This is a genomic window from Bacillus sp. 2175 (assembly GCF_057812155.1).
In genome coordinates this window covers 4,605,001-4,625,411 of sequence record NZ_CM173819.1, presented here as the reverse complement: position 1 = coordinate 4,625,411, position 20,411 = coordinate 4,605,001, and the positions used below count along the sequence as shown (strand labels likewise).

Annotated in this window: 24 protein-coding genes (1 of these 24 running past the window's edge); 12 read left to right on the top strand and 12 right to left on the bottom strand. The window is 36.5% G+C overall.

Features of this window, described 5'->3' with window-relative positions; translation table 11 throughout:
* Window positions 1-41: 41 nt before the first annotated feature.
* Entirely contained in the window at window positions 42-929 is an 888-nt protein-coding gene (gene galU / locus ACXKY9_RS24100; RefSeq protein WP_002097988.1) for a UTP--glucose-1-phosphate uridylyltransferase GalU, read from the top strand.
* A gap of 45 nt (window positions 930-974) precedes the next feature.
* Here the strand turns inward: galU and ACXKY9_RS24095 are convergent, their stop codons facing one another.
* Both ACXKY9_RS24095 and ACXKY9_RS24090 read right to left on the bottom strand, forming a co-directional pair.
* Window positions 975-1,568 carry a biotin transporter BioY gene (locus tag ACXKY9_RS24095; protein WP_001252163.1) on the bottom strand — a complete coding sequence of 198 codons (594 nt, stop codon included), beginning with the start codon at window positions 1,566-1,568 and terminating at the stop codon, window positions 975-977.
* 50 nt (window positions 1,569-1,618) lie between these two features.
* Window positions 1,619-2,362, bottom strand: coding sequence for a DUF3298 and DUF4163 domain-containing protein (locus ACXKY9_RS24090; RefSeq protein ID WP_000810336.1), 744 nt, complete (start codon window positions 2,360-2,362; stop codon window positions 1,619-1,621).
* A gap of 95 nt (window positions 2,363-2,457) precedes the next feature.
* Here ACXKY9_RS24090 and ACXKY9_RS24085 point away from each other — a divergent pair, with 95 nt between their 5' ends.
* Entirely contained in the window at window positions 2,458-2,841 is a 384-nt protein-coding gene (locus tag ACXKY9_RS24085; RefSeq protein WP_001140612.1) for a hotdog fold thioesterase, read from the top strand.
* 54 nt (window positions 2,842-2,895) lie between these two features.
* On the opposite strand, the gene ACXKY9_RS24080 is transcribed toward ACXKY9_RS24085, so the two are convergent.
* The 3 genes from ACXKY9_RS24080 to ACXKY9_RS24070 form a co-directional block, all read right to left on the bottom strand.
* A protein-coding gene (locus ACXKY9_RS24080; RefSeq protein WP_087942833.1) for an IS3 family transposase occupies window positions 2,896-4,238 on the bottom strand; the annotation gives its coding sequence in 2 pieces (ribosomal slippage) (window positions 2,896-3,857 and window positions 3,857-4,238; 1,344 coding nt in all).
* Window positions 4,239-4,351: 113 nt separating this feature from the next.
* The gene (locus ACXKY9_RS24075) at window positions 4,352-5,728 is read right to left on the bottom strand and encodes a glycine--tRNA ligase (RefSeq protein WP_000287147.1); all 1,377 of its coding nucleotides are present in this window, start codon (window positions 5,726-5,728) and stop codon (window positions 4,352-4,354) included.
* A 346-nt stretch (window positions 5,729-6,074) separates the two neighbouring features.
* A complete protein-coding gene (locus ACXKY9_RS24070; RefSeq protein ID WP_000553301.1) occupies window positions 6,075-6,788 on the bottom strand; it encodes a DNA alkylation repair protein in 714 nt (237 codons plus the stop codon).
* Between the two features lie 117 nt (window positions 6,789-6,905).
* Between ACXKY9_RS24070 and ACXKY9_RS24065 the strand changes: the two genes are divergently transcribed.
* Window positions 6,906-7,373 carry a hypothetical protein gene (locus ACXKY9_RS24065; RefSeq protein WP_000390061.1) on the top strand — a complete coding sequence of 156 codons (468 nt, stop codon included), beginning with the start codon at window positions 6,906-6,908 and terminating at the stop codon, window positions 7,371-7,373.
* Window positions 7,374-7,441: 68 nt separating this feature from the next.
* On the opposite strand, the gene ACXKY9_RS24060 is transcribed toward ACXKY9_RS24065, so the two are convergent.
* Entirely contained in the window at window positions 7,442-8,767 is a 1,326-nt protein-coding gene (locus tag ACXKY9_RS24060; protein WP_000545231.1) for an ArsB/NhaD family transporter, read from the bottom strand.
* 290 nt (window positions 8,768-9,057) lie between these two features.
* Here ACXKY9_RS24060 and kapD point away from each other — a divergent pair, with 290 nt between their 5' ends.
* The gene (kapD, locus tag ACXKY9_RS24055; protein WP_000344358.1) at window positions 9,058-9,681 is read left to right on the top strand and encodes a 3'-5' exonuclease KapD; all 624 of its coding nucleotides are present in this window, start codon (window positions 9,058-9,060) and stop codon (window positions 9,679-9,681) included.
* A gap of 40 nt (window positions 9,682-9,721) precedes the next feature.
* Here the strand turns inward: kapD and kapB are convergent, their stop codons facing one another.
* Window positions 9,722-10,105 carry a kinase-associated lipoprotein KapB gene (kapB, locus tag ACXKY9_RS24050; protein WP_001209333.1) on the bottom strand — a complete coding sequence of 128 codons (384 nt, stop codon included), beginning with the start codon at window positions 10,103-10,105 and terminating at the stop codon, window positions 9,722-9,724.
* 164 nt (window positions 10,106-10,269) lie between these two features.
* Here kapB and ACXKY9_RS24045 point away from each other — a divergent pair, with 164 nt between their 5' ends.
* Both ACXKY9_RS24045 and sodC read left to right on the top strand, forming a co-directional pair.
* Entirely contained in the window at window positions 10,270-10,446 is a 177-nt protein-coding gene (locus tag ACXKY9_RS24045) for a hypothetical protein (RefSeq protein WP_000982755.1), read from the top strand.
* A 68-nt stretch (window positions 10,447-10,514) separates the two neighbouring features.
* Window positions 10,515-11,054 carry a superoxide dismutase [Cu-Zn] gene (gene sodC, locus ACXKY9_RS24040; protein WP_000746503.1) on the top strand — a complete coding sequence of 180 codons (540 nt, stop codon included), beginning with the start codon at window positions 10,515-10,517 and terminating at the stop codon, window positions 11,052-11,054.
* Window positions 11,055-11,253: 199 nt separating this feature from the next.
* Here sodC and ACXKY9_RS24035 read toward each other — a convergent pair whose 3' ends face one another.
* Window positions 11,254-12,405, bottom strand: a complete 1,152-nt coding sequence (locus ACXKY9_RS24035) for a MalY/PatB family protein (RefSeq protein WP_001175814.1) — start codon at window positions 12,403-12,405, stop codon at window positions 11,254-11,256.
* 117 nt (window positions 12,406-12,522) lie between these two features.
* Here ACXKY9_RS24035 and ACXKY9_RS24030 point away from each other — a divergent pair, with 117 nt between their 5' ends.
* The gene (locus tag ACXKY9_RS24030) at window positions 12,523-12,774 is read left to right on the top strand and encodes a YugE family protein (RefSeq protein WP_000537645.1); all 252 of its coding nucleotides are present in this window, start codon (window positions 12,523-12,525) and stop codon (window positions 12,772-12,774) included.
* A gap of 120 nt (window positions 12,775-12,894) precedes the next feature.
* On the opposite strand, the gene ACXKY9_RS24025 is transcribed toward ACXKY9_RS24030, so the two are convergent.
* Window positions 12,895-13,734 (bottom strand): alpha/beta fold hydrolase, encoded by an 840-nt coding sequence (locus ACXKY9_RS24025; protein ID WP_001015858.1) that lies wholly within the window; start codon window positions 13,732-13,734, stop codon window positions 12,895-12,897.
* 109 nt (window positions 13,735-13,843) lie between these two features.
* A complete protein-coding gene (locus ACXKY9_RS24020; RefSeq protein ID WP_002005894.1) occupies window positions 13,844-14,836 on the bottom strand; it encodes a 2-hydroxyacid dehydrogenase in 993 nt (330 codons plus the stop codon).
* A gap of 118 nt (window positions 14,837-14,954) precedes the next feature.
* Between ACXKY9_RS24020 and ACXKY9_RS24015 the strand changes: the two genes are divergently transcribed.
* The 3 genes from ACXKY9_RS24015 to yugI all read left to right on the top strand — a co-directional run bounded on the left by ACXKY9_RS24015 (window position 14,955) and on the right by yugI (window position 17,237).
* Window positions 14,955-15,452: an Lrp/AsnC family transcriptional regulator gene (locus tag ACXKY9_RS24015; RefSeq protein ID WP_000255696.1), complete on the top strand. Its 498-nt coding sequence runs from the start codon at window positions 14,955-14,957 to the stop codon at window positions 15,450-15,452.
* A complete protein-coding gene (locus ACXKY9_RS24010) occupies window positions 15,449-16,639 on the top strand; it encodes an aminotransferase (protein WP_000808527.1) in 1,191 nt (396 codons plus the stop codon). Before ACXKY9_RS24015 ends, ACXKY9_RS24010 begins: the two co-directional genes overlap by 4 nt.
* Window positions 16,640-16,892: 253 nt before the next feature.
* Window positions 16,893-17,237, top strand: a complete 345-nt coding sequence (yugI, locus tag ACXKY9_RS24005; RefSeq protein ID WP_000003764.1) for a S1 domain-containing post-transcriptional regulator GSP13 — start codon at window positions 16,893-16,895, stop codon at window positions 17,235-17,237.
* A gap of 109 nt (window positions 17,238-17,346) precedes the next feature.
* On the opposite strand, the gene ACXKY9_RS24000 is transcribed toward yugI, so the two are convergent.
* The gene (locus ACXKY9_RS24000) at window positions 17,347-17,580 is read right to left on the bottom strand and encodes a DUF378 domain-containing protein (RefSeq protein WP_000105788.1); all 234 of its coding nucleotides are present in this window, start codon (window positions 17,578-17,580) and stop codon (window positions 17,347-17,349) included.
* Between the two features lie 274 nt (window positions 17,581-17,854).
* Between ACXKY9_RS24000 and ACXKY9_RS23995 the strand changes: the two genes are divergently transcribed.
* Together ACXKY9_RS23995 and ACXKY9_RS23990 are read left to right on the top strand one after the other, a co-directional pair.
* On the top strand, window positions 17,855-19,207 hold the full coding sequence (locus ACXKY9_RS23995; protein ID WP_000103658.1) for a glucose-6-phosphate isomerase: 1,353 nt from the start codon (window positions 17,855-17,857) through the stop codon (window positions 19,205-19,207).
* Between the two features lie 107 nt (window positions 19,208-19,314).
* Entirely contained in the window at window positions 19,315-19,728 is a 414-nt protein-coding gene (locus tag ACXKY9_RS23990) for a YugN-like family protein (protein ID WP_000612334.1), read from the top strand.
* On the opposite strand, the gene ACXKY9_RS23985 is transcribed toward ACXKY9_RS23990, so the two are convergent.
* Window positions 19,715-20,411: the 3' portion of a potassium channel family protein gene (locus ACXKY9_RS23985; RefSeq protein ID WP_000842321.1), read on the bottom strand. 299 nt of this gene lie beyond the right edge of the window; the window shows 697 of its 996 coding nt (coding positions 300-996); its start codon lies beyond the right edge, outside the window — the gene reads right to left on this strand; the stop codon is at window positions 19,715-19,717. The two genes, ACXKY9_RS23990 and ACXKY9_RS23985, sit on opposite strands and share 14 nt — an antisense overlap.

Here is a 20,411-nt window from a genome sequence, read left to right as displayed (position 1 = left end):
ATGCTTGCTATTGATTCCGACAGGAGAGAGGGTATTTTGTGATGAAAAAAGTAAGAAAAGCGATAATCCCAGCAGCTGGATTAGGAACACGTTTTTTACCAGCAACGAAAGCAATGCCGAAAGAAATGTTACCGATAGTAGATAAACCAACGATTCAATACATTGTAGAAGAAGCAGTGAAATCGGGAATCGAAGATATTATTATTGTTACTGGTAAAACAAAGCGCTCTATCGAAGATCATTTTGATAACGCATTTGAACTAGAACAAAACTTATTAGAGAAGAAAAAATATGAGTTGCTTGAAAAAGTACAAGCTTCTTCAAAAATGGTAGATATTCATTACATCCGTCAAAAAGAGCCGAAGGGACTAGGACATGCTGTTTGGTGTGCACGTAAATTCATTGGTGATGAGCCATTTGCAGTGTTACTAGGTGATGATATTGTCCAAGCTGAGAAACCGTGTTTACGTCAATTAATGGATGAGTATGAAAAAACACTTTCTTCTGTTATTGGTGTACAAACTGTTCCGGAGTCGGAAACACATCGCTATGGAATTATCGATCCATTAGAACAAGAAGGTCGTCGTTACCAAGTTCGCAATTTCGTTGAAAAACCAGCACAAGGTACAGCTCCTTCAAACTTAGCGATTATGGGGCGCTACATTTTAACGCCTGAAATCTTTATGTTCTTAGAACAGCAACATGTCGGTGCTGGTGGTGAAATTCAGTTAACAGATGCAATCCAAAGCTTAAATGAAATCCAACGTGTATTTGCCTACGATTTCGAAGGAAAGCGCTACGACGTAGGTGAAAAGCTAGGATTCGTTCAAACGACAATTGAAATGGCCCTGCAACACCCAGAATTACGTGATGACATGGTTGCAATGATGAAGAAAATTTTAGAAGAACAAGCGAATCAAGAGTCATAATAAAAAATGAGTTATTTCAGTATACTGAAATAACTCATTTTTTTATTATGAAATCGTCGAATGAGAATGCTGATAAGCAGAACGACGCACAGCATAATATATGCGAGGTGCGATAATAGCACCGATAATTGTAAATGCAATATCTTTTACTGCAAACCACATCATAATCATCCAAGCAGCTTTATAGCTCATATTACCGCCCATAAAGAGATTGACTGCCCCGTACATGTAAGTAGTACCGATTATATAAGTTAAAATAATTCCTGTGAAAGAGGCAATTGCAAATGTAATGAATGTTGGTCTTTCTTTTTGTTCTACTAGTTTTCCGGATACGTAAGCAACGATAATAAATGCGATAATAAAACCACCAGTAGGATCTAAAAGTGCTCCAAATCCAGCTTTGAAGTTAGCGAAGATTGGTGCGCCGGCTACGCCAACGAGCATATATACAGTCATGGATAAGGCACCAAGTCTACTTCCAAGAAGAAGACCTGCTAAAATTGCGAAAAATGGTTGCATAGATAATGGGATGCCTGCTACTTGAAGGAATGGTGCCCAAGATACAATATTTGCACCGATTGCCATAAGAGCAACGAACATGGCAGCTAATGCTAAATCTAAAACATGAAATCTTCTCATAATGTTAACCTCCTGTTGTTTTTAGGTTAACATTATCGTAGCGAAAATATTTACTTGTTGTCAATCAAAATATTTTGATAAGAAGGCTTTAAATAGTCTCTTAGCAACGTATATGGAATACGAAATTGCGGAATTCCACTTGAATAGGGAGCAATCTCATATAAAGGGAAATAAATGACGAGATTGTCTGGCTCTAAAAAGAAGTGGAATTTTTTCATACTCATTACTTTTTCAGTTGCATCAGGAAAATAAATGCTTTCATTTTGTTTAATTTGTCGTACAATCTCCGCACGGATTACATCTTTATATTTATCCTTTTGTTGAAATAAATCGTCTAAGTGCAGTACCTTTTTTTCGTTTAAATCGAATGTATTTGCCTTCCACGTATAAAGACCGTGTGCTCCACCAGTATATTGATAGTAATTCACATATAGGCTAAGAAAAGGTGGTTTGTTTAAAGAGACTTTATAATCAACATTTGCTACGTACGGATGAAATGGTGTACTAGATCCTTCTGTCTCTTTATAATATTTTTTTGCTTCTTTTTCTAATTTGGTTTTAAATTTGTCAGTGGATTTTTTGTAGTATAAATTGAGTTTATTTTGAAATTTAGAGTCAGAAAATTCGTGAAAATAAGGCCTGTTTATTTGATATTCTATATAAGGTTTCTTACCTTTTTGCGTTACAGTCTTAACATCGATTGTCAGGTTAGATGCTTTGGCTGTTATTGCACAATTTGGTACAATAGTCAGCAAGGAGAACATAAGCAGTAATATACAAAATTTCTGTTTCATTTAGGTGAAGCCTCCTTATATAAGTGTTATAAGTAGTTTGAAAATAAATAGGTAAAATTATACATTTAATTAAAGTAAGAGAAGGGGGAAGCGATATGGCAAAAACTTTAATGGATTCACTTGGAATTGAGTTGTTAGAGATGACAGAAGATAAGGTGGTTGCTACGATGCCTGTTGATGAGCGTACGCATCAGCCATTTGGATTTTTACATGGTGGTGCATCGGTTGCATTAGCAGAAACAGTGGCAAGTGTTGGTTCATATAATTTAATTGATCAAGAAAAATGTATTTGTTTCGGATTAGAAATTAATGCGAACCACATTCGCTCAAAGAAAGATGGAATTGTAACAGCGATTGGAACACCAATACATAGAGGACAATCGACAATGGTTTGGGATGTTCGCATTATTGATGAAAATGATGATTTACTATGTATATCAAGATGTACAGTAGCAATTAAAGAAAAACGTGAAAAATAAAAAAGAGGCGCTCTTATTAATCTGTACCCTTTGTAAAGGACATTTTGAAAAAAGTTAGGCAACATCAAGAAGATGGTTTCTGTATCCAACAGGAGTCATCTTTTTTAAATTCCATTGATATCTATAATGATTATAATACGTCATATATTTCTTAATCTCTTGTTTCAATTCATTAAAGGACACGCAAGGTTTTATATGAGCTTCATCTTTCAGATGACCAAAAAATGATTCTTGTGGGGCGTTATCCCAACAGTTTCCTCTTCTTGACATGGATTGTCCTAGGTTTAGCTTTTTAACTAGCTTTTGATAGGTAGGGCTTGTGTAGTGGGATCCTTGATCTGAATGAATATAAGCACCTTCAGTCAATCGAATCCGCGGATTCCTTTTTAGTTTATGGAGAGTTGTCGTTACGAGCTCTAATGTCATCTGTTCTGAAACATGGTAAGCTAAAATTTCATTAGTTGAGCCGTCTAAAATTGTAGATAAATAGGCCCTTTGATTCTTACCGTAAACTAAATAGGTGATATCTGTAAGAAGTGTTTTCCCTGGGGTATTTTGTTTAAATTCCCGATTTAATTGATTTGGTACTATTCGATGTTCTTTTGTAGCTTTAAGCATTCTTTTATAAGGATTCGCTTTGCGAACCGGACAGATAATCTCGTATTTCTTCATAATTCTACGGATACGCTTTAAATTGTAGACAACTTGAAACTGACCCGCCAATGTCATCTTTATCTGACGAGCCCCTTTGTTTCTATTTCTAAATCGAAGTGCTTTTAATATGGTTTCCTTCAAGATTTCATCTCGATCACTCTTTTGTTTCCGTTGTTCTTGAGATGAAACTGAAAAGTAATTATAGTATCCCGAACGGGATACACCAGCTACTTTACACAAATGACTGACCATATTCCTTAAGTTGTATTTCATGATGACAGAACGAATCAAGATGAATTTCTGACTAGGTGGTAGTGTTATTTCCTTCTCATCCTCCCTTCCATAAGTTTGATTTTTTTTAGCAATTCGTTTTCCGCCTTTAGTAAGTTTCGTTCGGCTTCTAAACGGGCATACTTTTCTTCTAACGTAAGCTCTCTCTCAAGAGTTCTTCCAGCGTTTTCGATACGTGTATCCCTTAAACCCAATACACCATTTTTTCTATAAGCAGCACGCCATCTACTTCCCGATGACATAACTCGTTTCATTCCAATCATATCTATATCAAAACCACATTCTTCAAAAATATTTCGAGGTAGCTTTCCTTTTTCATTTTCCTCAATAAAAATATGCTTAAATTCCTCTGTATAAGTGATACCTTTCTGACTTACAGATTTTACGTATAGGTTATTTGATAGAATTTGAATTTCTCTTTCTGTAAATAGTTTTTTTGTCATTTTCAACATTCTCCGATCCCAATTTTCCTTTTATTATACAAGAAATACCCTATAGAATAGACTTTTTTCAAGTGTCTATTCTATAGGGTACATTTTATATGAGCAGCCTCTTTTTCTTATAATTAGAACTGGATTTTCTTCTCTAAGAAACCTTTTAGTTCGCTAATTGGCATACGAACTTGTTCCATTGTGTCACGGTCACGTACTGTAACAGCTTTGTCTTCAACTGAGTCGAAGTCGTATGTGATACAGAATGGTGTACCGATTTCGTCTTGACGACGGTAACGTTTACCGATAGAACCAGTTTCATCAAAGTCTACCATGAAGTCTTTAGCTAATTCTGCGAATACTTCAGTAGCACCTTCAGATAGCTTTTTAGATAATGGTAAGATAGCTGCTTTGTATGGTGCTAAAGCAGGGTGGAAACGAAGAACTGTACGAGAATCGTTTTCTAATTGCTCTTCTTCATATGCATCACATAAGAATGCTAATGTTACGCGGTCTGCGCCTAAAGATGGCTCGATGCAGTATGGTACGTAACGCTCATTCGTTTGTGGATCGATATAGTTAAAGTCTTCGTTTGAGTGTTCCATGTGACGTTTTAAGTCGAAGTCTGTACGAGATGCAACGCCCCAAAGTTCGCCCCAACCGAATGGGAATTTGAATTCAATGTCAGTTGTTGCATTACTGTAGTGAGATAACTCTTCTTCACCGTGGTCACGAAGACGCATGCTCTCTTCAGACATACCAAGTGAAAGTAACCAGTTTTTACAAGTTTCACGCCAGAATGCGAACCACTCTAAATCTTCACCAGGCTTACAGAAGAATTCAAGTTCCATTTGTTCAAATTCACGTGTACGGAATGTGAAGTTACCAGGTGTGATTTCGTTACGGAAACTCTTACCGATTTGGCCGATACCAAATGGAAGCTTTTTACGCATAGAGCGTTGAACGTTTTTGAAGTTTACGAAAATACCTTGTGCTGTTTCAGGACGAAGGAAGATTTCGTTTGTGCTAGACTCTGTAACACCTTGGAATGTTTTGAACATTAAGTTGAACTGACGGATTTCAGTAAATTCTTCACTACCGCAATCAGGACATTTTACTTCATGTTCTTTCATTAAGTCAGCCATTTGGTCGAAAGTAAGACCGTCAACAACCATTTCGATGCCTTTTGCATCTAAAGCATCCTCAATTAATTTGTCAGCACGGTGACGAGCTTTACATTTTTTACAGTCGATCATTGGATCGTTGAAGTTACCAACGTGACCAGAAGCGATCCAAGTTTTAGGGTTCATTAAAATAGCTGCGTCTAAACCAACGTTGTGTGGAGATTCTTGAATGAATTTTTTCCACCAAGCTTTTTTAACATTATTTTTTAATTCGATTCCAAGTGGACCGTAATCCCAAGTGTTTGCAAGACCACCGTAAATTTCAGAACCAGGGAAAACAAAACCGCGATGTTTCGCTAAGTTTACAACTTGTTCCATTGAATACATAAGAAAATCCTCCTTTTGAAAGTTAACGTATTGGCGATGACATACTCTGATACTTTGGAAACGGGCAGTATATGTTAAAAAGAACATAAAAAAACGCTCATCCCAAGGCTTATTTGCCTAGGGACGAGCGTTTGCCCGCGGTTCCACCCTAGTTGATACACAAAAGGTGCATCCACTTTATCATGTATTGCTCAGGACTGCCGTTTCCTTGCGGCTTCAGGCTTTCACTATCCCTGAATCGCTTTTTATGCAAGTACTTATAAGTCCGTCATCGCTACTTATATTAATAATAATGAACATATTCTAACACGTTCTTTTTTAAATCTCAATAGAGGAACGCGTCTATCTATGATAGAGTCTCGCCTATTTTTTCGTTATTTATTCGGTAATTTTGTTTAATATGCTTAATTGCTTCGCGCTTACTTAATGGAGCGAGCTCATTGTTTTGCACGTATTCCCAAACTACATCCGGATTTGTTTTTGCATATTCACGAAGGACCCAGCCAATTGCTTTTTGAATGAAAAATTCTTTTGAAGAATGTAGTTGTCCAATAATCCAGAAAAGAAGTTCTTCATCCATCTTTTGTTTATATTTGAGTTGGAATAAAATAGTGGCACGTTGTAACCAAATGTTATCTGATGCAATCCATTTTGGGATATAGGCAGAAATCAATTCTGGATGTTGTAAAAAGATATTACCTAAAAATGTAGGTACGATGCTATCGACAGTGTCCCACCAAGATTTTGTTACAATCAATTCTTCTAAGAAGGGGATATGTGTTTCGTTTATATGCTTTTTATATTTTTGCATAATATCAAGTGCAGCCGCTTGGAATTCACGTTCTGGTAAGTCCCAAAGTTCACGTACGATAATTTGGAAGTCTCTTTTATCTGGGAGAGTATGTATTTGAATGATGTCTTTTAATAATTGGTGTCTTTCCGGTGTTTGAATACCTAGAAATGGGAAGTGATTTTTCATATAACGAGCCATAGGTTCTGCTTTTTCAAGATTTTGATGAGCTGTAAAATGCTCTTGTAATGCTTTTACAAATGGATGCATACGTGTTTCTCCTCTCTTATTCTCTTTCTTCTCTTATTATACAAAGAGTTTGGATAAATTTTAAAACATAACTTGCAATGTAATGAAATATGTTGAAAGTAGAGAGGAGAGGATAAGATGGAGGATCAAGGCGTACTAGCAGGTTTCTTTGCTCTTAGTTTTGCGTTTATTCTTGTTATATTGATTTGGGCAATTATTTCATATTTGTTAACGGCTTTTGCACTTTATTCGATGGCGAAAAATGATGGTGCAACGGACGGGGTGCTTGCGTTTATTCCGTTTTTGAATAGTAAGACGTGGGGGGACTTAGCGAAAGATAAATTACCAGATTTTTTGAAAGAAGAAGCAGGGTGGAAAGTATTCGGCATATATGTTGCATGTTTCATTTTTAATTTCGTACCAATTATAAGTTTACTAGCAACAGCTGTATCGATTGTATTGTCCATTTATCTTATCTACGCTATTTTAGACAGATACGGAACGAACTCTATATTATTTACGATTATTCATGTAATCACATTTTCGGTGTTCTTACCGATTCACTTATTTATTATTCGAAATGAACCGGTGAGATATAAAGAGTAGATTTTTCATTTTTGTTGATAAGTAGCTATAAGTAAAAAAGCGCCCTGATTATCAGAGCGCTTTTTCTACTACATAAGGTAGCGTAAATAAATATAAATGTGAGAAATGATTAATGAAACGATCATAATTGGGAAACCGACTTTTAGGAAGTCCATGTAACTAAATTTATGTCCTTCGCGGCTCGCGATACCTGCAACGATTACGTTAGCAGAAGCTCCGATTAATGTTCCGTTTCCGCCCAGACAAGCACCTAGTGCTAATGCCCACCATAATACATCGATTTGTGCGTCAGATGGTGATAAGCCTAGCCCAACTGCCATATCGTTAATAAGTGGAATCATTGTTGCGACGAATGGGATGTTATCAATTGTTGCAGAGGCGATACCAGATACCCATAAAATAAGGATGGATGCGTAAGAAATATCTCCGCCTGTTATACCAATTACTTTTTGAGCTAACATTTTGATAAGACCGATATCGATAAGTCCTCCAACAAGTACGAATAACCCTGCGAAGAAGAAGATTGTTACCCACTCTACGCTTGCAAATACTTCTTCAATTTCATGCTCTTTCACACCAATTAACATAAGTACAGTAGCACCAGTTAAGGCGATAATAGCGGCATCGATATGGAAAATAGAATGAGTCATGAAACCTACAATTGTAAGTCCAAGTACCGTTAAAGATTTTTTCATTAATACTGGGTCTTTAATGTATTGTTTTTCATCTAAGCTCATTAATTTTTTAACTTGTACAGGATCGGCAATTAATTGTTTGCGATACATGAAGTAAAGTATTATCGCTGTAACTGCAATAATAATAATTACAATAGGTGCTAGATTCAATAGGAAAGCATTGAAGTCTAAATGCTTATTTGCAGAACCAATCATAATGTTAGGTGGATCACCAATTAATGTTGCTGTTCCTCCAATGTTTGAAAAAATAATTTCAGAAAGTAAATAAGGAACAGGATTTACTTGCAGTATGCGCGTAATAGATAAAGTAACTGGAACAACAAGAAGTACAGTTGTAACGTTATCTAAAAATGCGGAGCCAAGCGCGGTAAGTAAGGAAAGTGAAATTAAAATTTTAATTGGATTTCCTTGTGCCCCTTTTGCTGCTTTAATGGCAACGTATTGGAAGACACCTGATTTACTCGTAATGTTCACCAAAATCATCATACCGATGAGTAGCGTAATCGTTCCCCATTCAATATGTTTCGTAAAGGCGTTATGTAAATCGACGACCCCCACAATTACCATGAGTGCTGCACCAAGAAGTGCGATGACAGCGCGATTAATTTTTTCAGAAATAATAATGGCATATGTAATTAAAAAGACTGCGATAGCAAAATAATACTGCCAGTTAGCGAGTTCTTGCGTTGTTTCGTGCAAAAATCTCATCTCCTTTCATTCACTTTTTCTTAGTGTGTCAAAAATGCTCTAGAAGAAACACACATAACGTCATTATAAAGTAGGAAAATGGCGGATGTAAATGAAAGGAGAGATTTTGTCATATTTTCTGCATAGGTCATTTTTTCTTATTTTTTAAAATATTTGTGGGCATTTGACATATATATAAGATACATCCAATCTGAATATTTAAAATGGAATTAGCATTCGAGCTTGTTCGTGTAGGAGTGTCAAATAGAAAGGAATGACAAAAATGATAAGGAAGGGATCGTATGGATGAACAACGATTTTTATTTTTAGACTTTGAGTTTACGATGCCCCAGCATAGAAAGAAACCGAAAGGATTTTTTCCAGAGATTATTGAGGTAGGACTCGTTTCAGTTGCTGGCTGTAAGGTAGAAGATACGTATTCATCACATGTTAGGCCGAAAACATTTCCCTCTTTAACGGATCGATGTAAGAAGTTTTTAGGAATAAAACAAGAAGTCGTGGATAAAGGGATTTCATTTCCTGAACTCGTTAAGAAGCTTTCAGAATACGAAACGAAATGTAAACCGACAATTGTAACGTGGGGAAATATGGATATGAAAGTGCTGAAGCATAATTGTGAAATGGCAGGGATAGCTTTTCCATTCTTCGGACAGTGTCGTGATTTATCTCTTGAGTATAAGAAGTTTTTTGGAGAAAGAAATCAAACAGGATTATGGAAAGCAATTGAGGCGTATGGAAAAGTAGGGACAGGGAAGCATCATTGTGCGCTTGATGATGCAATGACGACGTACAACATTTTTAAACTAGTAGAAAAAGATAAAGAGTATTTAGTAAAACCAGCACCTCCAACATTAGGAGAACTTGTTGATTTTTCAAAAGTGTTAAAGAAAGTGAGCACACAGTAACGACCAAATTGCACATTATGTAATTTGGTCGTTTTGTTTTTTAGAGTTTGTAGTCTTTCTTTAACTGTTCTAATGTTTCTAGACTACGCTCTGCAAAAGGTGAATCATCTTCAGAAAATGAATTCATTTGAGTTTCTAATGCTAATTTTAGTGAATCTGTATAATCCGGAATTTCTCCTTCATATTTCTTCACCATTTGTTCTGGAATGTTCGTTTGCTCACGAAAAGCTAAAGCACGTCTTTCGTGGAAAAATGGTACGTCAGCTTGTTTTACGTTATGTAAGTCACCTTGCACCGGATGTTTTAAAACAGCTAATGCTTTTACGACGTAACTGCCAGGGCGGCTATTTGTAACCTCACCAATGTATTTTCCTGTTTTATAAATACCAGTAACGATTTCACCAATTTCAAATGTTTCTCTCATATTTTTCACCTCAAGTTTATAGTAAGGAAAGTGAGGGAAGGAGTCAAAGAAATCCTTCGTTTTCAGAACGCCCCTTGAGAATATGGGGAGGTTGCACTATAATTTAAAATAATATAACAGAAAATTCTGATGTTTTATAAATCCTATAATAAGGAGTGTTCTATATGATGCCTTTATATTTTCCGGAAGATAAAACAGAATATATTATTCCGGGGATTGTTTGCGTTCTATTTATTATCGGTGCTATTGCCACGTGGCGCATGTTTATTCGTATATCAAAAAGAGAAGCAGACCGATTACAGAAAGTTGAAGAAAAACTATTAGCTGAAAAGAAACAGTAACTCATTTTTGTATGTTTCCTTCTATGCTCGGACAATCTAAGGGCAGAATATATTTTGGAGGGAATAAAATGAAAAAACGGCTTTTTTTCAGTTGTTGTTTACTATTTCTGATGGCAGGTTGTGACCAAGGAAAGCCGAAAGAAATTGACGTGAAATTACATAATGCTTCAGGTGATGAAGTGGGGACTGCGAAAGTAACTCAGCAAACAAGCGGAGTGAAAATTAAGATTAAAGGGGAAGGTTTCACGCCAGGCCCGCACGGCATACATGTGCACGAAATTGGTGAGTGTAAAGCACCACGATTTGAATCATCTGGGAATCATTTTAATCCTGATAATAAAAAGCATGGACTCCTTAATCCGAAGGGTGCAGAAAACGGTGATTTACCGAACGTAGTTGCAGATGGTTCTGGAAAGATTAAAGCAGAAATCGATGCACCTCACATTACACTTGAAGAAGGGAAAACGACGATTCATAGAAAAGATGGAGCGTCTATTATTATTACAGAAAACCCTGATGATGGTATGACACAACCGACAGGTAAATCAGGGGATCGAATTGCTTGTGGCGTAATTGTAAAAAAAGCATCGGATATGAAGAAAAAGTAAAAGCTACCGTGAATGGTAGCTTTCTTTGTGAAATGTAATTGAAAATATATCAGCGATTATTGGAATATATCGACTGTAACTCAAATTATATCGGCGATTATTGGAATATATCGACTGTAACTTGAAATATATCGATTTACCGACAAAATATGACAAAGGAGTCTGCCCCAAGAATGATTCGGGACAGACTCCTTTCTTATTATGAAAACGTATGACGCAGTCTGTTTAAAATTTCTTCTAAAACAGATCGTGGACAGCCGATGTTAATTCGAATATGTTCTTCGCCACCTAACCCGTATTTCTCACCAGGTTCAACGATGATTTTTCCTTTTTCCTCAAGTAGTGCGGTACGCTCGTTTTGAGAAAGCTTTAGACGAGAACAATCAATCCATAATAAAAAGCTACCTTCTGGCTTCGTTACGGAAAGAGCAGGTATGTGAGTTTTAATATATTCACAAGCAAATTGAGCATTATCTTCTATATATAATCGAATTTCGTTTAGCCAATCATTACATTCTGTATAGGCGCTTTGCATCGCTGTATAAGCGAAGATATTTAACCCGTGGAAGCCTTGTCTATACTGGATGGCTGTAAAGGCATGACGGAGCTTTTCGTTTGGAATGATAATGATCGACGCTTGTAATCCAGCGATATTAAATGTTTTACTTGGAGCCATGCAAGTGATAGTGCGCTCTGCTAATTCTTCAGATAAGGAAGCGAACGGTGTATGTGTATGGTCTGCATAAATGATATCGGAATGAATTTCATCTGCCACAACGATTACGTCATATTTAGTACATAACGATCCGAGCTGCACAAGTTCCTCTTTCGTCCAAACGCGTCCGATTGGGTTATGAGGGCTACAAAGAAGCAAGAGTTTGATGCCTTGCTGAAACTGCTTTTCTAAATGCTTGAAGTCTATCACATATGTATCATTTTGTTTCTGTAATGGACTCACGCATAACTGCCTGTTGTTTGTTGTGACCATTTCGAAAAATGGAGGATAAATAGGTGGTTGTACGAGAACAGATTCGTTTTCTTTGATGAAAGCCTGTATGCTCGTACTAAGAGCTGGAACGATTCCGGCGCTAAAGACAATCCATTCTTTTTGAATATCCCAGTTGTATTGTTGTTTTGTCCAGTTACAAATAATATCTCCAATATTTTCGGGAGGAAGTGTATAGCCAAAAATCGGATGTTCGATTCGTTGTTTTAAGGCAGTTTGAATTGGTTTTGGTACTTCAAAATCCATATCAGCAATCCAAGCATGGATAAGTTCTTCGTTTTTATATGTATCCCATTTTATACTATGCGTTCCACGTCGATTGATTGCTTTATGAAATAGTTGCATAAGTTTGCTCCCTTCTTCTGTAAAACCAATAAGTTATGAAAGTTCTCTCTCTTCTTATAGAATAGCTGATGTGATAGGATAAAGAAAAGTATTAAAAAGTGAAAAGGCGGGAAGCGAATGGGTACATATGAAAAGATGATAGAGGTTGTGAAGAATTGGGATCCGTTTCAAATGGGACCGGAGTTTTATGAAACAGAAGCGAGCGATGTTGTGAGCGTCATAAGTGTGTTTGACGATCCAAAATATATCGCAAAGAAGATTCAACATATATACTTTATGTCTTTTGAGGAAGTACCTGCGCTTGAAAAATGTGAGAAATTAGCTGTGGAATTACTTGTAATAAAAGAAGGCGGAAGCTGTTCATTATAGGCTGTCGGGATTTCCGACAGCCTTTTTTATATTATCCCGCTATCTGCTGGGTAGTAAGACCTTCACCTCAAAATTTAGCGGAAGCAAAGAAGTTAGGTGGAGGCTGATTAAAGTTTCATTTTATTGCGCGGAAAAAGCGATAATTTCTTCATAAACATGTTCAGGCTTTTCTTCAGGTAGTAAATGTCCTGTATTTTCGTAAGAAATAAATTTTGAATTCGGTAAATCTTTGTGTAGACGATGACCTACATGTACAGGGACGACGCGGTCTTTTTCACCCCAAATGAGTAGGATAGGTGTTTCGATTTTTTGTAATTCAGTTGAAGATAAGTCACCTTCACGGTCTCGTATCATGCGAGTTAAAGCGGGAAATATACGGTCGTCATAAAAAGGAGCGGAGTAACCTTTTTTCATTTCATCGTCAATTAATGAGTGATCATGAACGACATTCATTAAGTTATGAACAATGCCGCGCCTTATAATCCAGTTCTTTACGTATAAATGAAAGAACGGTAAATAAGAAGAGTATAGTAAAGGTAAGGTTGCGCGCGCTAAATAGCTCGAGCTACATAGTAAAATCGTCTTTGAAATGAGTTCAGGACGTATACGGTTTACATAGAGAGAAATTTGCCCACCCATAGAATGCCCAACTAATACAATGTTTGAGAGAGATAAATGTTCAATTAAATCAATAATAATCGTTGCTAAATTGTGATAAGAATACTTAAACAGATGAGACTTATCACTTTTTCCGAACGGTGGCAAATCAAGAGCAATGACTGTTCCTTCCTTCGATAGTAAAGGAATTAGACGGCGGTAACTGAATGAGGAAGATAAAAAGCCGTGAACGAGTATGAAAGTAGGACGTTCTGTTTTATTATCATGTTCATACAATTCGTAATGAACAGTAGTGCCGCGAGTGGAAAAAGTGAAATAAGGACAAGTATATTTATGATTCATTTTTTGTCACTCCATTGATTTTTGTTCATATCATCTCCAAGGAAGAAGAAAATATGTTAACAAAAAAAGGCAAGATGACGATGTCATCTTGCCTTTCGTTTATTCAGTATTACCCGCGAACAATATTAGGCGGTGTTTTTCCTTGTAACCCTGCAACTAAATTTTCAGCGGCGGTCATGGCCATTTGCTGACGAGTTTTTAATGTTGCAGATCCGATATGTGGTAAAGTCACAACATTTTGTAATGATAAGAGTGGATTATCTTTTTGAATCGGCTCTTGTGTAAATGTATCGATACCTGCTGCAAAGATTTTCTTTTCTGTTAAAGCATGGATTAACGCTTTTTCATCTACTGTTTTGCCGCGAGAAGCATTAATGAAGATTGCTGTGTCTTTCATTAATGAAAATTCCTTTTCTCCGATAAGGTGATATGTTTCATCTGTTAATGGAGTAAGAAGAACAATAAAGTCAGACTGATTCAGTAGCGTCTGTAAATCACAATATGTAGCATCGAATTTTTGTTCAGCTTCTTCTTTACGACGGCGGTTATAGTAAAGAACATTCATATCAAATCCGAATTTTGCTCGTTTTGCAACGGCTTCTCCAATTCGGCCCATACCGATAATACCAATTGTGCTATGGTGTACATCTAGTCCGAAGTGTTCTTTTCCGATTTCAGCGTTCCATTCACCATTTTTCACGTAAGAATCGAGTTCGCAAACGCGGCGCCCAGCTGATAGCATAAGGGCGAAAACGAGATCAGCTACTGTATCATCTAATACGTATGGTGTATTTGTTCCGATAACATTTCGGTTTTTCATCGCTTGTAAATCAAAATTATCGTAACCGACAGAAATGTTGCTCACTACTTTTAAGTTAGGAGCTACTGTCAGTAATTCTTCATTAATAGCAGATCCGAAATTTAATAACCCATCTTTATCTTGTATTTTCTCTAATAGAATATCACGAGGTACTTTCTCATTTTGATCCCATTTTTCATAATCACAGTGTTCTGATAAATAGTTTTCTACAAATGTTGGAACTGGTTCAGCAATATAAACTTTTGGTTTCACGGTTCCATCCCCTTTCGCTTTATCCCGCATTTTTCCGCTGATTAAAGTTTCACTTTATTTTGACATAATTCAATAGAAAAATCTTCTTTTCAAACTTGAAAGGGTATTTGTATAATTTAGACACAAACGAAAAGGAAGGATGATTTATATGGTGACAGAAAAAGAATTAGAATTATTAGCTTGTCTTGAAAAGAGTAGTCGATTATCTGTAGATACATTAGCGAAGCTGTTAAATATAGAAGTAGAAGAAGTAAAGAAGATGGTTGCGAGATTAGAAAATGAAAAGATTATTGTGGATTATGTAACACATATCGATTGGACGAAAGTGAAAGAACATACAGGTTTAACGGCAATGATCGATGTGAAAGTTACGCCAAAGCATGGCGTTGGATTTGATGCGGTTGCTGAGCAAATTTATCGTTATTCAGAAGTGAAATCCGTTTATTTAATGTCAGGGACATATGATCTTTCTATTACATTAGAAGGGAAAACGATGGGGGAAGTAGCGATGTTTGTTTCTGAGAAATTAGCAACAATTGAATCTGTCGTTTCTACAACTACTCATTTCATTTTGAAGAAGTATAAACATGAGGGTGTTATTTATGAAAAAGACGATGATGATAAGCGAATTGTGGTGACACCATGAAGCAATTTGAACTATCTAGATCAGCAGAATCTTTAAAACCATCTGGTATTCGAAAATTTTTTGATTTAGCAGCAAATATGAAAGGTGTTATCTCCCTCGGGGTAGGAGAGCCAGATTTTGTTACCCCTTGGAATGTAAGGCAAGCATGTATTCGTTCTTTGGAACAAGGGTATACGTCATATACAGCAAATGCAGGATTATTAGAGCTCCGTCAAGAAATAGCAAAGTATCTAAAAAAACAATTTGCAGTATCTTATGACCCAAGTGATGAAATCATTGTTACAGTTGGAGCGAGCCAGGCGTTAGATGTAGCGATGCGCGCCATTATAAATCCTGATGATGAAGTGCTCATTATTGAACCAAGCTTCGTTTCTTATGCACCACTTGTGACATTAGCTGGAGGAGTTCCGGTTCCTGTGGCGACTACTTTAGAAAACGAGTTTAAAGTACTACCAGAACAGATTGAAGCAGTTATTACAGCGAAAACAAAGGCGATTTTGCTTTGTTCACCAAATAACCCGACAGGTGCAATGCTAAATAAATCCGAGCTTGAAGAAATAGCAGTGATTGTTGAGAAGTACAATCTAATTGTATTATCTGATGAAATTTATGCAGAGCTTGTATACGACGAAGTATATACAAGTTTCGCGAGTATTAAAAATATGCGTGAGCATACGATTTTAATTTCGGGATTTTCAAAAGGGTTTGCGATGACAGGATGGCGTCTCGGTATGATTGCAGCTCCTGTTCAATTTTCAGAATTAATGCTCAAAATCCATCAGTATTCAATGATGTGTGCACCGACGATGTCTCAGTTTGCAGCACTTGAGGCGTTACGCGCAGGGAACGATGAAGTGATTCGAATGAGAGATAGTTATAAGAAGCGTCGTAACTTCATGACGAAATCTTTCAATGAAATGGGCTTAACGTGTCATGTGCCAGGCGGAGCATTTTATGTTTTCCCTTCTATATCTTCAACAGGATTATCTTCAGCGGAATTTGCAGAACAGTTATTGCTGGAAGAAAAAGTGGCTGTTGTCCCTGGTACCGTATTTGGCGAAAGTGGTGAAGGTTTTATTCGTTGTTCTTATGCAACATCGCTTGAACAACTTATGGAAGCAATGAAGAGAATGGAACGGTTTGTAGAGAATAAAAAAAGGACAAAACGTAATACGTTTTGTCCATAAAAGGGGGGGAATACTAGAAAGCCATGTGTTAGTAGTCTATCCCAATATTGGATAATTATACTTCTTTAAGGGAAATTTTTCATGAATTTTGAATGAGTTCTGTCATAGTGGTATAATTTACTAATATAAGGTATACGCATTCTAGATAACGTTATCTAGAATGCGTACTAACCAATCGGATATTTAAAATAAATATATCTGCTTTGCTCTCTATAATTGTAGAGAGAATGGTAAACGTATGGGAGTGTTTCATATGTCAGAACAATATACAACAGGAGTGGTTGTAACAGGGAAAGTGACTGGAATTCAAGATTACGGTGCGTTTGTAGCGTTAGATGCAGAAACACAAGGGCTTGTGCATATATCTGAAATTACAAATGGATATGTAAAGGATATTCATGACTTTTTAAAGGTCGGCGATACAGTAGAAGTAAAGGTACTTTCAATTGATGAAGAGCACAGAAAAATGAGTTTATCGTTAAAAGCGGCGAAAAGAAAACAAGGAAGGATTCTTATACCGAACCCATCTGAAAACGGATTTAATACGCTGCGAGAAAAGTTGGCAGAATGGATTGAAGAGTCCGAGTTAACAAAGTAAAAGAGGAACGCATATGAGCGTTCCTCTTTTACTTTATCTTATGATATATATTTGCAAATATGATTGCATGCAATCATATTCGTATGTCGGAGGTGAAAGGACATACTGATTATCGAATTTCGTTTGTTTCTGGGTGCGTACCAAGATTTTCAGATGGTTTAAACAGTAAACCAAGGTTGATAAGCCCAGATATACCAACGATGCCGTAAATAATACGTGCAAGAGCTGAATTTTGTCCACCGAAAATGGCTGCTACTAAGTCAAACTGGAAAAACCCGATTAGTCCCCAGTTCACAGCGCCAATTACAGTAAAGACTAATGCGATACGTTGTAAAGTACTCATGAAAAAGCCCCCCTTAATTGTGAAGCATGAGCAAGCGATGAGTTAATTAACTCTTTTATAGAATGGGGTAGTTATGTTGTTTTTATACATAAAAAATGTTTGAAAGAAGATGTATATACATCTATACCGAAAAATGCGAATTTTTATGCAAAAAATGAACTTTTTCTAAAAAATATATATTGGTTACGTTTACAATGTTTGAATCGCTTGATTTACAACTTCAGTTTCGCTAAAGTGAATACAGAAATACATATCCATAATTGGAGGGAAAAAGATGAGTACACATGTAACGTTCGACTATTCTAAAGCGTTATCCTTCATCGGTGAACATGAAATCACTTATTTACGTGATGCAGTGAAAGTAACACATCACGCAATCCACGAAAAAACTGGAGCTGGGAACGATTTCCTTGGGTGGGTAGACCTTCCGCTTCAATATGACAAAGAAGAATTTGCTCGCATTCAAAAATGCGCAGAAAAAATTAAAAATGACTCTGACATTTTACTTGTTGTAGGTATCGGTGGTTCTTACTTAGGAGCACGTGCAGCAATCGAAATGTTAAACCATTCTTTCTACAACACGCTTTCTAAAGAACAACGTAAAACTCCACAAGTGCTATTTGTTGGACAAAACATTAGCTCCACTTACATGAAAGATTTAATGGACGTATTAGAAGGTAAAGACTTCTCTATTAACGTTATTTCCAAATCAGGTACAACAACAGAGCCAGCACTAGCATTCCGTATCTTCCGTAAGTTATTAGAAGAAAAGTATGGAAAAGAAGAAGCTCGCAAACGTATTTATGCAACTACAGATAAAGCGCGTGGTGCATTAAAAACATTAGCTGATAACGAAGGTTACGAAACATTTGTTATTCCAGATGATGTTGGAGGTCGTTTCTCTGTATTAACGCCAGTTGGTTTATTACCAATCGCAGTAAGTGGCTTAAATATTGAAGAGATGATGAAAGGTGCAGCTGCTGGTCGTGATGACTTCGGAACATCAGAACTAGAAGAAAATCCAGCTTACCAATATGCAGTAGTTCGTAACGCTTTATACAATAAAGGAAAAACAATTGAAATGCTTGTTAACTATGAACCAGCACTTCAATACTTCGCTGAGTGGTGGAAACAGTTATTTGGTGAAAGTGAAGGAAAAGATCAAAAAGGTATTTTCCCATCTTCAGCAAACTTCTCAACTGATTTACACTCATTAGGTCAATACGTTCAAGAAGGTCGTCGTGACTTATTTGAAACAGTCCTTAAAGTAGGCAAATCTACACATGAACTAACAATCGAATCAGAAGAAAACGATTTAGACGGATTAAACTACCTTGCTGGTGAAACTGTAGACTTCGTAAACACAAAAGCATACGAAGGTACATTACTTGCACATAGCGACGGGGGAGTACCAAACTTAATCGTCAATATTCCTGAATTAAATGAGTACACATTCGGTTACCTTGTATACTTCTTCGAAAAAGCATGTGCGATGAGCGGCTACTTATTAGGCGTGAATCCATTTGACCAACCTGGAGTAGAAGCATATAAGAAAAACATGTTTGCTTTACTTGGTAAACCAGGATTTGAAGAATTAAAAGCAGAATTAGAAGAGCGTTTAAAATAATAAAAAGCGACCGGATTCCGGTCGCTTTTTATTATTTTATCGAAAAGTCCATCAGTATATTCAAACTAAAGTGGGTATGCTAAAGGAAAAGTCTAGGAGGGATGGGCTTGATTCCGATTCAATCAAATTTAGAAGGACGTACATATGCGTTATATAAATTAGAAGAGATTATGAAACCACTTGGATATAGCATTGGTGGTAATTGGGATTATGATAAAGGATGCTTCGATTACAAAATCGATGAAGAAGATGGGTATCAATTTTTACGAGTGCCATTTACAGCCATTGATGGAGAACTAGATGTACCAGGCGTAATAGTTCGTCTTGGAACGCCGTATATTCTTTCGCACGTATATCAAGACGAACTAGATGATAATGTGAATACTTTAACAGCTGGAACAAGTGGAATGGATCAATTTGCTGAGCCGAAAGATCCAGATGGAGATGTGAAAAGAAAATATATCAATATTGGGAAAGTGCTCATGCAAGAATTAGAGCGTCATTTTACTAATGGTGAATAACAATGAGTATGTCGCTTTCAATGAGAACAAAGGAATGAACTGGATTAATCATATATTGTTCGTCGCGCTTTATACCTAGTAAGAGAATGTTTTGCTTTAAAAGAGTATAGCTACAATTGGCAAAAGTTTGTCCGGTGCAGGACGATGGAAGCTTCATCAGTTGTAATTTATTATCAGAGATTTCGTCGTAAAGTGAAAATAGTACACCTGAAATGGAAGGGAATAAAAGAGAAGCGGTAAATACATAGCTCGTTAATTTATTTCCTTCTATAATTTCTGACGCGCCAGCTCTCGTTGCATTTTGTATTTGTTCAGAAGTAAGAAGTTCAGCGATGCAGTGAATGTTTGGGTTGAGCCCTTTTGCAGTTAAAATATTTAAAATGGACTGTGTATCCGCTAAGCTTTCATTTTTTTCTTTATCCGCTGTTATTAATATGGTGTGTGCCGTTGCAATATTAGCCTTTAATAAAGTTTGATCGTGATGCGGACAACCTTTTATAAATTCTAAATGATGAAATGGTTTTGGAAGTAAAGAAAGTGTTTCATCAATTAAAACGATATCAAGGTTTGGTTGTAATACGTGCATTTGCTTTACAACATGTTTTGCGCGCTCATTCCAGCCAACGATAATCATATGACCGTTAGAAGTAGCGGCTTCTTCACCTTTAATTTTCATATATTGT

Bases quoted from the DNA above. Each gene is read 5' to 3' on its own strand.
- ACXKY9_RS24085 (WP_001140612.1), top strand. From the start codon at position 2,458: ATGGCAAAAACTTTAATGGATTCACTTGGAATTGAGTTGTTAGAGATG.
- ACXKY9_RS24075 (WP_000287147.1), bottom strand. From the start codon at position 5,728: ATGTATTCAATGGAACAAGTTGTAAACTTAGCGAAACATCGCGGTTTT.
- ACXKY9_RS24035 (WP_001175814.1), bottom strand. From the start codon at position 12,405: ATGCAACTATTTCATAAAGCAATCAATCGACGTGGAACGCATAGTATA.
- sodC (WP_000746503.1), top strand. From the start codon at position 10,515: ATGAAAAAACGGCTTTTTTTCAGTTGTTGTTTACTATTTCTGATGGCA.
- ACXKY9_RS23995 (WP_000103658.1), top strand. From the start codon at position 17,855: ATGAGTACACATGTAACGTTCGACTATTCTAAAGCGTTATCCTTCATC.
- kapB (WP_001209333.1), bottom strand. From the start codon at position 10,105: ATGAGAGAAACATTTGAAATTGGTGAAATCGTTACTGGTATTTATAAA.
- ACXKY9_RS24010 (WP_000808527.1), top strand. From the start codon at position 15,449: ATGAAGCAATTTGAACTATCTAGATCAGCAGAATCTTTAAAACCATCT.
- ACXKY9_RS24025 (WP_001015858.1), bottom strand. From the start codon at position 13,734: ATGAATCATAAATATACTTGTCCTTATTTCACTTTTTCCACTCGCGGC.
- ACXKY9_RS24070 (WP_000553301.1), bottom strand. From the start codon at position 6,788: ATGCATCCATTTGTAAAAGCATTACAAGAGCATTTTACAGCTCATCAA.
- ACXKY9_RS24030 (WP_000537645.1), top strand. From the start codon at position 12,523: ATGGGTACATATGAAAAGATGATAGAGGTTGTGAAGAATTGGGATCCG.
- galU (WP_002097988.1), top strand. From the start codon at position 42: ATGAAAAAAGTAAGAAAAGCGATAATCCCAGCAGCTGGATTAGGAACA.
- kapD (WP_000344358.1), top strand. From the start codon at position 9,058: ATGGATGAACAACGATTTTTATTTTTAGACTTTGAGTTTACGATGCCC.
- yugI (WP_000003764.1), top strand. From the start codon at position 16,893: ATGTCAGAACAATATACAACAGGAGTGGTTGTAACAGGGAAAGTGACT.
- ACXKY9_RS24045 (WP_000982755.1), top strand. From the start codon at position 10,270: ATGATGCCTTTATATTTTCCGGAAGATAAAACAGAATATATTATTCCG.
- ACXKY9_RS24020 (WP_002005894.1), bottom strand. From the start codon at position 14,836: ATGCGGGATAAAGCGAAAGGGGATGGAACCGTGAAACCAAAAGTTTAT.
- ACXKY9_RS24000 (WP_000105788.1), bottom strand. From the start codon at position 17,580: ATGAGTACTTTACAACGTATCGCATTAGTCTTTACTGTAATTGGCGCT.
- ACXKY9_RS24015 (WP_000255696.1), top strand. From the start codon at position 14,955: ATGGTGACAGAAAAAGAATTAGAATTATTAGCTTGTCTTGAAAAGAGT.
- ACXKY9_RS24090 (WP_000810336.1), bottom strand. From the start codon at position 2,362: ATGAAACAGAAATTTTGTATATTACTGCTTATGTTCTCCTTGCTGACT.
- ACXKY9_RS24095 (WP_001252163.1), bottom strand. From the start codon at position 1,568: ATGAGAAGATTTCATGTTTTAGATTTAGCATTAGCTGCCATGTTCGTT.
- ACXKY9_RS24065 (WP_000390061.1), top strand. From the start codon at position 6,906: ATGGAGGATCAAGGCGTACTAGCAGGTTTCTTTGCTCTTAGTTTTGCG.